The 14,805-nt window shown below is 44.3% G+C and carries 11 protein-coding genes; 3 read left to right on the top strand and 8 right to left on the bottom strand.

Features of this window, described 5'->3' with window-relative positions; all coding sequences use genetic code 11:
* Positions 1 to 114 precede the first annotated feature (114 nt).
* Both CAG60_RS12435 and CAG60_RS12430 read right to left on the bottom strand, forming a co-directional pair.
* A complete protein-coding gene (locus CAG60_RS12435) occupies positions 115 to 831 on the bottom strand; it encodes a 3'-5' exonuclease (RefSeq protein ID WP_154168299.1) in 717 nt (238 codons plus the stop codon).
* A gap of 7 nt (positions 832 to 838) precedes the next feature.
* Positions 839 to 2,728: a DUF294 nucleotidyltransferase-like domain-containing protein gene (locus CAG60_RS12430; protein ID WP_158138402.1), complete on the bottom strand. Its 1,890-nt coding sequence runs from the start codon at positions 2,726 to 2,728 to the stop codon at positions 839 to 841.
* A gap of 237 nt (positions 2,729 to 2,965) precedes the next feature.
* Between CAG60_RS12430 and CAG60_RS12425 the strand changes: the two genes are divergently transcribed.
* The gene (locus tag CAG60_RS12425) at positions 2,966 to 3,586 is read left to right on the top strand and encodes an Ail and OmpX (RefSeq protein WP_161439054.1); all 621 of its coding nucleotides are present in this window, start codon (positions 2,966 to 2,968) and stop codon (positions 3,584 to 3,586) included.
* A gap of 101 nt (positions 3,587 to 3,687) precedes the next feature.
* Here CAG60_RS12425 and CAG60_RS12420 read toward each other — a convergent pair whose 3' ends face one another.
* Both CAG60_RS12420 and asnS read right to left on the bottom strand, forming a co-directional pair.
* Entirely contained in the window at positions 3,688 to 4,878 is a 1,191-nt protein-coding gene (locus tag CAG60_RS12420) for an amino acid aminotransferase (protein WP_186459720.1), read from the bottom strand.
* Positions 4,879 to 5,098: 220 nt separating this feature from the next.
* Positions 5,099 to 6,499, bottom strand: a complete 1,401-nt coding sequence (gene asnS / locus CAG60_RS12415; protein ID WP_004395345.1) for an asparagine--tRNA ligase — start codon at positions 6,497 to 6,499, stop codon at positions 5,099 to 5,101.
* Between the two features lie 430 nt (positions 6,500 to 6,929).
* On the opposite strand from asnS, the gene queD reads away from it, so the two are divergent.
* Entirely contained in the window at positions 6,930 to 7,289 is a 360-nt protein-coding gene (gene queD, locus CAG60_RS12410) for a 6-carboxytetrahydropterin synthase QueD (protein WP_158143922.1), read from the top strand.
* A gap of 221 nt (positions 7,290 to 7,510) precedes the next feature.
* Here the strand turns inward: queD and CAG60_RS12405 are convergent, their stop codons facing one another.
* The 4 genes from CAG60_RS12405 to pabB all read right to left on the bottom strand — a co-directional run bounded on the left by CAG60_RS12405 (position 7,511) and on the right by pabB (position 12,733).
* A complete protein-coding gene (locus CAG60_RS12405) occupies positions 7,511 to 8,872 on the bottom strand; it encodes an L-serine ammonia-lyase (protein WP_040904335.1) in 1,362 nt (453 codons plus the stop codon).
* A gap of 145 nt (positions 8,873 to 9,017) precedes the next feature.
* Complete coding sequence (locus CAG60_RS12400; protein WP_161439052.1) at positions 9,018 to 10,271, bottom strand: aromatic amino acid transport family protein; 1,254 nt, start codon at positions 10,269 to 10,271, stop codon at positions 9,018 to 9,020.
* Positions 10,272 to 10,566: 295 nt separating this feature from the next.
* The gene (locus CAG60_RS12395) at positions 10,567 to 11,166 is read right to left on the bottom strand and encodes a CoA pyrophosphatase (RefSeq protein WP_161439051.1); all 600 of its coding nucleotides are present in this window, start codon (positions 11,164 to 11,166) and stop codon (positions 10,567 to 10,569) included.
* A 199-nt stretch (positions 11,167 to 11,365) separates the two neighbouring features.
* The gene (gene pabB / locus CAG60_RS12390; RefSeq protein ID WP_161426118.1) at positions 11,366 to 12,733 is read right to left on the bottom strand and encodes an aminodeoxychorismate synthase component 1; all 1,368 of its coding nucleotides are present in this window, start codon (positions 12,731 to 12,733) and stop codon (positions 11,366 to 11,368) included.
* A gap of 194 nt (positions 12,734 to 12,927) precedes the next feature.
* Between pabB and CAG60_RS12385 the strand changes: the two genes are divergently transcribed.
* Positions 12,928 to 14,451: a fumarate hydratase gene (locus CAG60_RS12385; RefSeq protein ID WP_161439050.1), complete on the top strand. Its 1,524-nt coding sequence runs from the start codon at positions 12,928 to 12,930 to the stop codon at positions 14,449 to 14,451.
* Positions 14,452 to 14,805 lie beyond the last annotated feature (354 nt).

The following is a 14,805-nucleotide window of genomic DNA, read 5'->3' as shown; positions in this document are numbered from 1 at the left end:
CAGATGAGCTGATAAACTTAAGTTATTCGCGATAGTTTGTTTATGATAAATAATAGGGAGCGAAAGCTCCCTATGTTGATCCTTGAGACTAGTGATAACGACTTCAGTGAAAAGCTATAACCAAAAACGTTTAAGCCGATCATCTGGTGAATAATGATGGGCGATTTGTGCCTGCATCAGTTCTGCTGTAGCAATCGCATCCGTCAGGGCGTGATGAGGATTATAAGCCGGTAAACCATAGCGTTGTCGGGCTTGGCCTAAACGCAGTGATTGCGGTTTCTTACCGCGCAGTTTATTCCAAATCCCTGCGGTGAGGCGTTTTTGAATCTCCGCTTCGAGTTGCATGGTATCGATAATTGGAAACTCAATGCCTTCGTTTATTCGCCGTTTAAAGGCTTGATCCAAAAACTCACGCTCAATTTTATGGTAGTGAGCCACAACGATTTTCCCTTCCAGTGCGGTTAATAAGGCTTCGAACACCTCACTTAAATCAGGGGCGTGCATAATATCACTGTGCGTGATGCCGTGAATGATCACTGAGCCCTCGTCTAATTTTTGTCGAGGACGAACGATCCAGTGTTGCGCTCGCTTAAGATAGACGCGCTGTAAAGTGAAGGGTACTAAGCCGATGGTAATAATTTCATCTTTATTTTCATCAAGCCCGGTGGTTTCAAAATCCATTGCGACAAACTCAATCTCACCTAACGGCGAATTGCCATCAGCCAGTTCCGCTTGATAAAAACGTTGCAGCAAAGGGGATTGGGCAAGCTTTTGTTTCGCTCGATATTTATAAGGCCAATTGATACTTGGCGCTTGAAATAGTCCTTTCATGCTCACCTTATTTAAAATTGCTGCTGGCTTGATAACGATATTTAAGGAAGTTTTGTCCGTTACTCAAAATTTGAAAGGCATCTTTTAAATTACGTCGTTCAAATTCAGAGAGATTTTCTGGCTCAATGTTGTTATCGGGTTCATTATTATTTTCTACATCCAGAGCTTGATGGCGAATACGTACCATCGAAATAAACTCTAAGGCATCTCGCAGATCTTGCCCTCGTCCTTTGGGTAAGATGCCCGCATCGATGACATCATCGAGTCGTTCGAACGAGTTTTTCGCTCGAGAGCCGACTGCCAGAGCATGAACGCGAATTAAATCCGCCAATGGAGCGGTACCGCGACGTTTTAAATTCATTGAGTTATTGTGGCGGCCATCTTTTTCCATGACGAAGTTTTTGAAAAAACCGAGCGGTGGAGTACGGTTTAAGGCATTGCGGGCCAAGCACGCTAAAAAGCGGTTATTACGTCTGGCGCGGCGGACAATAAAGCCATTCAGTTGCTCTGCCCATTTCAGACGGCCATAAACCCCATCTAAGTCAAAGAAAATTGAGGCATTCAGTAAAGCTTTCGGGTTGGGATTATCAATCCAATCGGCAAAACAGGCTTCCCATTGTTGACGAGTCATTCGCCACATCGGGTTGGTCGCCATGATCTCGCCAGTACAATAGGTATAACCGCATTGATCGAGCCCATCACAGACAAACTGAGCTAAGTCGGCAAAATATTGGCCGTGCAAGGCTTCATCATAACTGTCATCCAGCAGCAGAGCATTGTCTTGATCAGTGACAATTAGTTGTTCATCGCGTCCCATTGACCCCAGTGCTAAAAAGCAGTAAGGGACGGGCGGAGGGCCAAACTTCTCTTCAGCCAGCTCTAATAGTCGTTGCTTGAAGCTACGACCAATCGTTGACATGGCTGTGCCGACCATATGTGAGTTCGCGTCTTCATTAACGAGGCGCACGAAAGCATGTTTGACCTGTTTGGCTAAATTCGCTAAATCGTCAATGCTATTTTGATGGAAAATCGTACTGACTAATAACAATGAGTTGTGGGATTCATGACGAACGATATCGGTAATATCGACGATACCGATCGGATTATTTTCTTTTAGCACCGGTAGATGATGCACGTTGTAACGTAACATGAATAGCATGGCTTCATAGACATAAGCATTATGATCCAAGGCGATTACTTCGCTAGTCATGACTTCTGTCACTGAGTGGCTGAAGTCTAATCCGGTGGCAATCACTCTTCGACAAAGATCGCGATCAGTAAGGATGCCAACGACTGGGCTGCTGTCGTCTTCGTTGTCTTTCATAATGCTGGGGTCGATGATCAGTAACGAAGAGACGTTCTCTTCTGACATTTTGATGGCAGCTTGCTGAATGCTGGCATCGTTATAGACGAAAGGGGCCTCACGAGTCAGCAAATGTTTGACTTTAGAGGTCGTTAAATCATTTTGTTCTTGGGTATTAGATACGGTTTGTCGTAAGCGTGCATTATCTTGAACTTCAACATAATCCGCAAAGGTATCGTATTCATCGTATAACTTTTGAAATATAGCTTCCGGCATGCAATAAATGAGTGTGTCTTCAATCGCGGTAACGGGAAAACGTACTTTATTATTGGTGAGCAACCCCATTTGTCCAAATAAGCCACCTTCGGAGAGTCGGTTATATAATTCCCCTTTACGACGATAAATTTCGACTACACCACTGCGGACAATATATAAATCTTGAATATGGTCGCCAGCGTGAATGATTGGGGTGTCTTGGCGATAATAAGCAATCTCTACTTGGTGAACGGCTTCATTAAGCGCTGATTCAGGAAGCTCATTAAAAGGCGGGTATTGGGCAAGAAAGTTTTTAATTTCGATTAATTCTGCTTCCATCAATGGACTCCTTTAGCCAAAAATAATCCTTAATCTGGACCATGTTGGTATCACAATATGCTTGAGATGAGGTGTGTATTTATAAGGCGAGATCGGCAATATTAGCAGTCCCTATCTCTTTAATTAATGATCTAGTCTACACGATTTTGTGGCTCAGCGCAGATTTGAGGCAGCGCTTACTCTTTTCTTATCGATTATCCGTTATTCTAAGACCAGACAAAGAAAATAGGTATGGCGATGAACAAAACCAGTGTATTGATAATAGCGATGTCGATTTTTCCGCTAGCACACGCGGAAAATTCTCACGCTGAACAGCGGTTGAAGTATGATTTTTTTAGTGCAGAGCTGACGTCGGGAACCATGAGTGGTTTATACGCCGCTGGAAAAAGTGATAATACGACAGCACTGTCGATAGGAGTGAGTCATCAACTTGCCGAGCGACGCGTATTGTTGATCTCCGATTACAGTGCTCGCTTTTATCATCCTAATGACGAGACGATCGAACAGTACCGTTTACGATTTGGGGCTGGCTATCATTGGTCAATAATCGACAAGCTTGATCTGGTTAGTCATGCCCGAGTGGGGATGTTAAGGATCAGCAGTGACTATACGGTCGATAATGAAACTCGCTCCGTTTTTGGCGCGGATATTGGGCTACGTTACCTCATTCGTCCCGACTGGGAGGCAAGTTTATTTGCCGAAGCAAATTATAATCACTGGCAAGATGAATACGTGTTGACATTAAGAACCGATTATCAGTTGAGTAAGCGCTTAGCGTTAGGTGGGCTTATCACTTATCGAGATGGTGAATTGCAAAATATCAATGAAGTTGGCATAACGATGCGAATTCATTATTAACGTTATATGTCGATATCAATTAAAAAAGCCAAGCAGAGGTTGTTTCTGCTTGGCTTTATATTCATCGCTGTGTTTGCTCAACCTGTCGGTAGATAAGCCATTTATAAAACGACTTTAATTCCTTCACATAGAGGAGACATGTTGTTTTTCGTCATCCCAGCAACACTGATCCGACCTGAGCCAACAATATAAATACCAAATTCTTCTTTCAGTCTCTGAACCTGCTGCTTATTTAAGCCAGAGAAAGAGAACATACCATTTTGGCGTTCGATAAAGCTAAAATCTGCATTAACGCCGATTTCTTGTAAACGAGTAACGAACAGTTCACGCATTTCTTGAATCCGTTCACGCATCTCGGCGACTTCTGCTTCCCATTCAGCGCGCAGGGCAGGGTTTTGCAGTATGTAGGTGACTACGGCGGCACCATGGGCTGGTGGGTTCGAGTAAATGGAGCGAATAATCGCTTTGACTTGTGAGAACGCCGTATTAGCCACATCGGCTGAGGCGGCGACTAAGGTAAACGCACCGACGCGCTCGTTATACAAACCGAAATTTTTTGAAAATGAAGAGGCGACTAAAATTTCAGGATTGTATTGAGCAAAAATACGCAGCCCAGCGGCATCTTCTTCGACTCCTTTAGCAAAACCTTGGTAAGCAAAATCAAACAGTGGGAGTAAGCCTTTTTCTGCCACCAATTTAGCCAAAATTTCCCACTCTTCTAACGTAGGATCAATCCCTGTTGGGTTATGGCAGCAACCATGCAGTAAAACCACATCACCCGCAGACGCTTGCTCAAGGTCGGCAAGCATCGCTGGAAAATCTTTATCTTTTTTCTCGGCGTTGTAATAAGTGTATTCAGTAGTTTCAAGTCCTGCTGCACCAAATACGCCATGGTGGTTGGCCCATGTTGGGTTACTGATCCAGACTTTGACATCACCAAGCTGACGTTTGATAAACTCACCCGCCACGCGAAGCGCACCTGTACCACCAGGCGCTTGAGCGGTTTTAGCACGTTGAGCACTAATGATGTCGGCTTGCTCACCAAACAATAATTTCTGTACCGCTAGGCCATATTCAGCCGTGCCTTCAATGGTTAAATAAGATTTGGTTTTCTCCGATTCAAGCAGCGCAGCTTCGGCTTTCTTTACCGTCGCCAAGACAGGCGTTTGACCAGCTTCGTTTTTATAAATACCGACGCCTAAGTTGATTTTGTCTGTCCGAGGATCGCTTTTAAACTCTTCAGTTAAACCAAGAATAGGGTCAGCAGGTGCTGCGACAACTTTTTCAAACATAATGTCCATCCATGTAAAGTTAAGGTGATACTCTTCGTGTTTGACTTTGCCGTGATGCTAGCAGCATTCACTGTGCGGCTTACCAATAGCGCCAAGTCGTGTGCGGAGAGAAGATTGATTGTCAGTATTTATACCTTTCTGATTGAAGAGTGACAACCATCACGCTAAGGAAAATGAAAAAAAACCTCCGCGAAGCGAAGGTTTTTGGTGAAAAGCAAATTTAGAAGTTGGCACTGCGTGGTGTACGTGGGAATGGAATCACATCACGTACGTTACCCATACCGGTCACATAAGAGACCAAACGCTCAAAACCAAGACCAAATCCTGCATGAGGAACGGTGCCATAGCGGCGTAAGTCACGGTACCAGCTCATGTGTTCAGGGTCGATGCCCATTTCAATCATGCGCGCATCGAGAACATCTAGACGCTCTTCACGCTGTGAACCACCGATGATTTCACCAATTCCCGGCGCTAATACGTCCATAGCGGCAACGGTTTTACCGTCGTCGTTAAGACGCATATAAAAGGCTTTGATGTCTTTTGGATAGTTTTTAACGATCACCGGTGCTTTGAAGTGCTCTTCAGCAAGATAACGCTCATGTTCTGAAGACAGGTCGATACCCCATTCCACATCAAATTCAAACTTGCGACCAGAATCAAGCAGAATCGTAATCGCATCGGTATAGTCAACTTGTGCAAAGTCCGATTGAACGAATTGCTCCAAACGAGTAATCGCGTCTTTATCAATGCGAGAAGCAAAGAATTCAAGGTCATCACGACGTTCAGTCAGTACGGCATTAAACACGTACTTGAGCATATCTTCAGCTAATTGAGCCACATCGTGCAAATCAGCAAAGGCAACTTCAGGCTCTACCATCCAAAATTCAGCTAAGTGACGGCTAGTATTGGAGTTTTCTGCGCGGAAGGTTGGGCCAAAAGTATACACTTTGCTCAGTGCACAAGCGTAAGCTTCAGCGTTTAACTGGCCTGATACGGTTAAGAATGTCTCTTTACCGAAGAAGTCTTCGTTAAAGTCAATCTCACCGTTTTCTTGGCGAGGCAGGTTAGCGAAATCTAGAGTCGAAACACGGAACATCTCACCCGCGCCTTCGGCATCAGAGGCGGTGATCAGTGGTGCTGATACCCAAAAATAGCCTTGTTCATGATAAAAACGATGGATCGCTTGAGACAAACAGTTACGTACACGAGCAACTGCACCAATCACGTTGGTGCGTGGGCGAAGGTGAGCAACTTCACGTAAATACTCAATAGAGTGACGAGTTTTAGCCATCGGATAGGTTTCCGCATCTTCTACCCAGCCGACAACCTTCAGTTCAGTCGCCGCTAATTCGAAATCTTGACCACTGGCAGGAGACTCAACAACCGTACCTGTAATTTCTACAGAACATCCGGTGGTGAGTTTGAGAACTTCGTCTTGATAATTATTGAGTGAATTCGGGACCACGGCCTGAATCGGGTCGAAACAAGAGCCGTCATATAAGGCAAGGAAAGAGATTCCAGCTTTGGAATCACGACGTGTGCGGATCCAGCCGCGAACAGTAACTTCACTGTTTACTGCAAGCTTGCCGCTTAATACGTCTTTTACAGGCGCGTAAGTCATGGTTAATATCGTCTCCATTGAGGTAAAAACTCAACTCAAAAGTGTTGCTTCCCTGACGACTTGAAATAACGATAACGTGTGAGTTATTAGCGTCTTTTAGACAGATACCGTTACCATATTTGAACAAGTTGATTGAAAAAAGCGAAACATTGAGTTGGCTAAAATTTTACAAATTCAATGGCACATATTACCTGTCAATTTGTCCGCATCAACCTTTAATATGCTCTGATTGTTGATTTCTTATTCGAAAAGCTAAATTGATGGAATAAATGGCGTATTCTTACCGTAAAACTGATGATGATTTACGATTTAAGCAAGCCGTTTAGGGGATAATACTCGCCTTTGGTTGGTGTGCTTGACTGGATTTGGCTTGTTTCATTTAACAAGATTCCGTAGTATGGCGGCTCTTTTTTTAAGCTTGAGTTGTACGATGAAAACCGAAATTTATAAAGAGTTCATGTTTGAAGCTGCCCATCATTTACCTCATGTGCCTGAAGGGCACAAATGTGGTCGTTTACATGGGCACTCTTTTTTAGTTCGTCTTTATGTCGCTGGAGAAGTCGATGCTCATACCGGTTGGTTGATTGACTTTGCGGAGATCAAAGCGGCGTTTCAACCGATTTATGATCGTTTAGATCACTACTATTTAAATGACATTGAAGGATTAGAAAATCCGACCAGCGAAGTGTTAGCAAAATGGATCTGGCAACAACTTAAACCAAGCTTACCGCTACTCAGCAAGGTCGAAATTAAAGAAACCTGTACTGCTGGTTGTATTTATACTGGTTAAGCTCAGCGTGAATCGCAAGTGAGATATCCCCTTCCTACTTGAAGCAGCAGAGGCGTTGGCTACGTTCGTTCAACGCAATTACATCGTCTGTCTATGCTCATCGGGATTCACTCACTTGCCGCCTACCTGCAACTCCAAGTAGGTCGAATATAGGTGATATTAAAAGCCCGAAATACAATTTCGGGCTTTTAAATATTCAACGGTAAGAAATAGCGCGATAATTAGCAGATCACTTTAATCGCTAATCCACCTTGGGAGGTTTCGCGATATTTAGCATTCATATCTTTACCTGTTTCAAGCATTGTTTCGATCACTTTGTCTAAAGAGACACGGGGAGCCGATGAACGACGCATCGCCATACGAGTGGAGTTAATCGCTTTCACGGCAGCAATCCCGTTACGTTCGATACAAGGTACTTGAACTTGCCCTGCAACTGGGTCGCAGGTAAGACCTAGGTTATGCTCCATAGCAATCTCTGCGGCCATACACACTTGCTCAGGACTGCCCCCGAGGAGCTCAGCTAAACCAGCTGCTGCCATTGAGCATGCTACGCCCACTTCACCTTGACAACCCACTTCAGCTCCAGAGATAGAAGCATTACGTTTGTACAAACCACCAATAGCGCCTGAGGTCGCAAAGTAACGAATGTAATCTTTCTCGGTTACGGTTTGGATAAATTTGTCATAGTACGCTAATACCGCTGGAATAATGCCACAAGCCCCATTAGTTGGTGCTGTTACCACGCGACCGCCTGCTGCGTTTTCTTCATTAACGGCAAAGGCGTACATATTAACCCAATCGACGACCGCCATCGGATCATTGGTGGTTTTTTCAGAGGTTAACAGTTGTTGGCGTAGTGCAGCGGCACGGCGCGGAACACGCAAAGGACCCGGCAAAATGCCTTCAGTATTGAGACCACGTTCCATACACTCACGCATGGTGCGCCAGATATTAGCGAAATAAGTACGGACCTCTTCGTCTGAATGAAGGGTTTTCTCATTAGCCATCACTAAAGTGCTGATAGAAAGGCCATGCTCTTGGCATTGAGCAAGAAGTTGTTCGGCACTCGTGAATGGATAGGGAACTTGGACTGGAGATTCAATCTCTTTACCAAAATTTTCTTCATCGACAATAAACCCGCCACCAATAGAGTAGTAGGTTTTTGAGTAGACAGGATTATCATCAACCCAAGCGTGAATTTGCATGCCATTTTCATGTAATGACAAATTACTTTTATGAAAATTCATGCCGCCTTCACGAGGAAAATCAACGGTATGGCAGTGCATGCCAACAGGAAGGCGCTCCGTTTCAGTAACGCGAGCAATAAAGCTTGGAATCGCATCGATATCGACTTTTTCTGGGGTATTACCCGCTAAGCCCATAATAATGGCGATATCCGTGTGGTGACCTTTCCCTGTCAGTGATAATGATCCATAAACATCCACGGTAATTTTAGTGATGTCGCGCAACTTTCCCATTGCTCGTAAATCATCAATAAATTGTTTACCCGCTTTCATTGGGCCAACCGTGTGTGAGCTCGACGGTCCGACACCAATTTTATAGATATCAAATACACTAATCATATTGATTGCCTCAAAAGTAAGCCCCCCTTAGTGAAGGGAGGCTTTTATTGTTATATTTTACCTGTCTAGTTTGAGGTTACCGCGTGGTTGATCACGCTACTCTTCAAGCTTCAGGTATCTTTTCACTCATACGCGGATGTAGAGATTAAAGAGCGCCGTAGATTACAGAACTAATCGCGGCAAAACCACAAATAACTGTGAATATTTGTACGGGTAGTTTAGTTTTAAACTTGGCCATCGCTGGCACTTTCTGCATCGCAAAAACCGGTAAAATGAATAGGATAGCAGCAATCATTGGTGCGCCCATGGTTTCTATCATACCTAGGATGCTTGGGTTAACGATTGCAACAATCCAAGTGGTCAGCACGATGAACACGAGCGAGATTTTATCGATTTTACCAACAGACATTTGACTGCGTGATTTTACCAATCCCACTAAACCTTCATGAGCACCTAAGAAGTGACCAAAGTAGCTTGAAGTGATCGCCGCAAGTGCCACGATAGGACCAAGATAAGAAATCAGTGGTGATTCATGCACATTGGCTATGTATGAAAGCACACTGATGTTTTGCTCTTGTGCCATGGTTAACTGCTCAGGTGTTAAAGACAACACGACTGAGAAGACGAAAAACATCACAAATCCCATTAACATCATTGCTGCGCCAGCAGTGATCATATCGGTTTTTACGACCGCATGCTCACCGTGCTCTTGACGTTGTGATTTAGTAAATTGGCTGATGATTGGACTGTGGTTAAAAGAGAACACGATGATAGGAATAGCTAACCAGACAATCAGCGGAACGGTAGACCAATCTGGAGAGCTTTCGATCATGGAAGTGTTCCAATCAGGAATAAGGAACACAGATAAAGCCAGTAGAATAAATACCAGAGGATAAACCATCGCTGAAGTGGCTTTGAGCATTAACTCTTTACCAAAAACAACGCCAGCGGTCATTAATGAAATTAACGCGCCAGAGAGTAACCAGCGAGGAATGGATTCCATACCAAATTGGTGAACGAGGAAAGAGTCGACGGTATTAGTAATCCCGACGCCGTAAATCAGAACAATAGGGTAGATGGCGAAAAAGTAAGCAAAAGTGATAAGGTTGGCGCCAGTTTTACCAAAGTGTTCTTCGACGGTATCGGTGATATCAGAGTCAGTGTTACTTGCAGAAAGAACAAAGCGAGCGAGACCTTTATGGGCAAACCAAGTCATTGGTGCTGCGATGAGCGCAAGAATGACAAGCGGCCAAAAGCCACCCGCACCAGCTTTAATTGGCAGAAAAAGAACGCCAGCACCGACGGCGGTACCAAAAAGGGAAAGCGACCATACAAAATCTTTATAGGTCCACTTACCAGTGGATTGTGTGGCTGATGTAACCGTTGTGGTTGTATTCATGTTTAATTTACTCATTTTGGGAACAGGAAATAAGTCGAGCGCAATTTTGCAGGTTTTTTTACAATAAAAAATAGATCTAAATCATGAATTGTTTGCGCTTGTTGAATGATATGTCAAAAACCCCTGATTGATCACGAAAAAACTGTGCCACATGTGGGAATTGTTAATGGTTGGGTTGGTTAAGGTTATTTGAAGGTGTCATTTTATGATAAACCAGCAAGGCAAACGATTGCTTTTTTGAGTAAAAATAGGTCAGTGATAATATGAGGTGTACGTAAATTAATCATTTCAAAGGCTATCTATCACTATTAATGTGTTTTTGCAGTGCTTGGATGATTTGTGCTGTCATACCCCATATAAAATGATGTTTATATGGTAAGGCGAAGACTTTATGCAGGGAGTTTTTTATTAAAAAGGTATTACTGAGTAAATGTTTTTGATCGAAAAGATAAGCGGCTGGAACCTCGAAGACTTCTTCGACTTCGTTAGTATCAATTGACATTTCATAACGGGGATCAATGAATGCAATCACTGGTGTCACCGCAAACTGGCTGATGGTCACAAGCTCAGGCAATTGACCGAGGATCTTAATGTATTTAGCTTCTAATCCGATCTCTTCATGCGCTTCTCTTTTGGCCGTTTGATAAAGTGTGCCATCGCCCGCTTCATATTTTCCACCTGGGAAGCTAATTTGTCCAGGATGATGCTTAAGATGGGCGGCACGTTTAGTTAAAACAACACTGAGCCCTTGTGGCCGTTCGACAAACCCGACCAATACCGAGGCCTTTCTTAATGAGGCTGACTGTAAGTGAACTGCACGGTTGAGTGACTGGGCATGGTAACCAACGGGGGTTTTGAGTAAAAAATCTTGCATCAGTTGTTGTTTACTGATCATGCCTCGTTCTCCTTAGGTAAAAGGTGTCCGATGGAATCATCTGCCCTCATCGGTTTGCTTAATCATCATGTTCGCTTATGACTTGAAGCGATAGTCGTGTTAGCGTCCGAATCACAGCGTAGTTCAATGCTGAGAGTAATCGATGGATTGGCCGCTTAGCTGCAACTCCAAGTCGTTTGATAGCTCTTATAAATTTAGCCTATTGTTCAAGAATTGGCAGAATACGGCTGAGTTTATCTAACGTTTCTTGATATTCGGCTTGCCATTGACTGTCGGCGACGATACCACCACCGGCCCAAGCGTAAATTTTGTGTTGATGCGCCACCAAAGTCCGGATAGTAATACTGGTATCCATTTTGCCATGACGGCTGATATAACCAATTGAACCGCAATAAGCGCTGCGTCGATGTGGTTCCAATTCTTCAATAATCTGCATCGCTCGGACTTTTGGCGCACCAGTAATCGATCCACCGGGAAAGCTTGCACGCAGTAAGTCCGTCGCTTGATATTGCTCATCAAGTTGGGCGCGAATCGTGCTGACCAAATGGTGCACTGCAGGGAAACTCTCGATTTCAAAGAGCTTAGGTACATGAACACTACCTGGTTTAGCGACACGACCAATATCATTACGCAGCAGATCGACAATCATTAAATTCTCAGCTTGATCTTTGGCGGCTTGCGCGAGCTCATTAGCTTGTGCTTTATCTTGTTGAGGATCTTGATGGCGTGGTCGAGTGCCTTTAATCGGTTTAGTTTCAATCACTCGTTGATTCACTTGCAAAAAACGCTCAGGAGAGACACTAAGAATCGCGCCTTGTTCTAAGCGAATGAAAGCAGAAAAGGGCGCAAGATTGCTCTGTTCTAGCCGTTGATAGGCAAGCCATTCACTACCTTGATAATCAGCACTAAAGCGTTGCGCTAGATTAATTTGATAGCAATCACCGGAAAGTAAGTACGCTTCGATTTGATTGAATTTCTGCTGATATTGTTGAGCACTCATGTTCGATGACCACGCACTGGTCAATTGAAAGTTTTGTTGAGCAGAAGGCTTAATTGAAGCAAACCAAGCCTGAGCTTGCTCAATATTGATGCCAGCCCAGCAAGCAGTTTGTTGTTGGTGATCGACGATCAATGCCCATTCATAAAGACCAATCGCCATATCTGGCATAGCAATGTCGTGTTGTGCTTGTTCTGCTAATGGTTCTATCCGACGCCCTAAATCATAGCCGAAATAGCCCAGCGCGCCGCCGACAAAAGGCAACTCACTGTGATAAACCTCAGCGGGTAAATAGCGTTCTTGCAGCTCGGCTAGCAGCGTAAAAGGGTCTTGTTGTGATGATATCACACCACTCGGTTGCTGAATGGTGGTATCGTTACCGACAGTGACTAGGGTCGCAATGGGATTGGCGACCAAAATATCAAATCGGCTATCGATATGTTGGGTCGAAGCAGAGCGAAGTAGCATTGCCCATGGTCGCTGCTCAATGCGATTAAAAAACTGTTGAGCGAGATCGGTTTGGTAAGTGATGGGCTGCACTTGAATAAGTTTTTTTTCTTCAACGTTCATTTGTGTAATTTGTGACAATGGGTCACTTCACTGCGTAGCACATAGAGGAAAGCAAGAGTATCATAAAAGCCTGAAAGAAAGCTGTTTCTTGATCTTAGCGCTTAATTCAGTCGTTTGTTGCCCTTTGGCTTTACTGACTTTACCTTGTGCTTTCGGTTTCAGCTAGTGAACACATAACAATAATGAGGCATGCAATGACGGTAATTCGCCAACAAGATGTGATCAGCAGTGTCGCTGACGCATTACAATACATCTCTTACTACCATCCCCTTGATTTTGTCCAAGCGCTAGAACAAGCCTACCATCGTGAAGAGAGCCAAGCCGCTAAAGATGCGATTGCGCAAATCTTAATTAACTCGCGTATGTCAGCAGAGGGTCACCGTCCTATTTGTCAAGATACCGGTATCGTCACTTGTTTCGTTAATATCGGTATGGCTGTGCAGTGGGATTCTACCGATATGACCGTACAGCAGATGGTGGATGAGGGGGTTCGTCAAGCTTACACCAACCCAGATAACCCTTTACGAGCGTCGGTACTGATGGATCCTGCGGGCAAACGGATCAATACCAAGGACAATACCCCTGCCGTAGTGCACATTAATATGGTCCCGGGTGATAAAGTAGAAATCCAAATTGCCGCCAAAGGGGGCGGCAGTGAAAACAAAACCAAAATGGCAATGCTTAACCCTTCTGATGATATTGCAGAGTGGGTGGAAAAAACGTTACCGACCATGGGAGCCGGCTGGTGCCCACCAGGTATGCTCGGTATTGGTATTGGTGGCACGGCAGAAAAAGCGGCAGTGCTGGCCAAAGAATCTTTGATGGAACATATTGATATTCAAGATCTTATTGCGCGTGGCCCACAAAATGCTGAAGAAGATCTACGTTTAGATATCTTCAATCGAGTCAATAAACTCGGTATCGGTGCTCAAGGGTTAGGCGGTTTAACTACGGTGGTTGATGTGAAAATTAAATCGGCACCGACCCACGCGGCTTCTAAGCCAGTGTGTTTGATCCCTAACTGCGCGGCAACTCGTCATGTGCATTTTACATTAGATGGCAGTGGCCCTGCAGAACTCACCCCACCTAAGCTTGAAGATTGGCCACAAATTACTTGGCAAGCGGGTGCGAATACCCGTCGAGTGAATTTAGATACGGTGACTCGTGAAGAGACTCAGCAATGGAAAACCGGTGAAACCGTATTGCTGTCGGGTAAAATTTTAACCGGACGTGATGCGGCGCATAAACGCCTACAAACTATGCTACAAAACGGAGAGAAACTTCCTGAAGGCGTTGATTTAAGAGATAAATTCATCTACTACGTTGGCCCTGTTGATGCGGTTGGCGATGAAGTCGTAGGGCCTGCGGGACCGACAACCTCAACTCGCATGGATAAATTTACCGATATGATGCTTGAAGAGGTGGGCGTGATGGGCATGATTGGTAAAGCCGAACGTGGCCCAGCGACCGTTGAATCGATAAAGAAAAATAAAGCAGTCTATTTAATGGCCGTTGGCGGCGCGGCGTATCTTGTTGCTAAAGCGATTAAGAAAGCGCGCGTTGTCGCTTTTGAAGATCTCGGTATGGAAGCTATCTATGAGTTTGAAGTGGAAGATATGCCAGTCACGGTTGCAGTGGATTCGACCGGAGCCAACGCTCATCAGATTGGTCCGGATACTTGGCGAGTCAAAATCGCTGAAGCTACTCAGCAGAGCTAAATAAATGTGTGAGCAAATTGAGCTCAAGTGACTATTAGGTGTAGCATAACGCTACACCTTTTCTTTATCTGGCCTATGCATATCTTGTTGTGACTATCGAGGAACAATCGCCATTGACAAACAGACTATCAGTGCGATTTAACAAAGTAGTTCAGGATGAGAAATAACCGATAACCAGCATTGTTAATAGAATTTCAGAGGAGAAACCATGCCACGTTTTATTCGATTGCTACAAATCGTCGTTGCTATCGTATTAGCCGCGTTATTAAGTTATGACCTGATTTTTCATGGTCTTTCTATTTTTTACAGTAAATATGTTATTACTAGTTGTGTTCTGTTTGTTTTGCTACAAAT

The sequence above is a fragment of the Vibrio sp. V33_P6A3T137 genome, assembly GCF_009904835.1.
GTDB lineage: Bacteria > Pseudomonadota > Gammaproteobacteria > Enterobacterales > Vibrionaceae > Vibrio > Vibrio metschnikovii.
The sequence above is the reverse complement of the archived record's forward strand: the minus strand, read 5'-3'. Positions and strand labels throughout refer to the sequence as shown.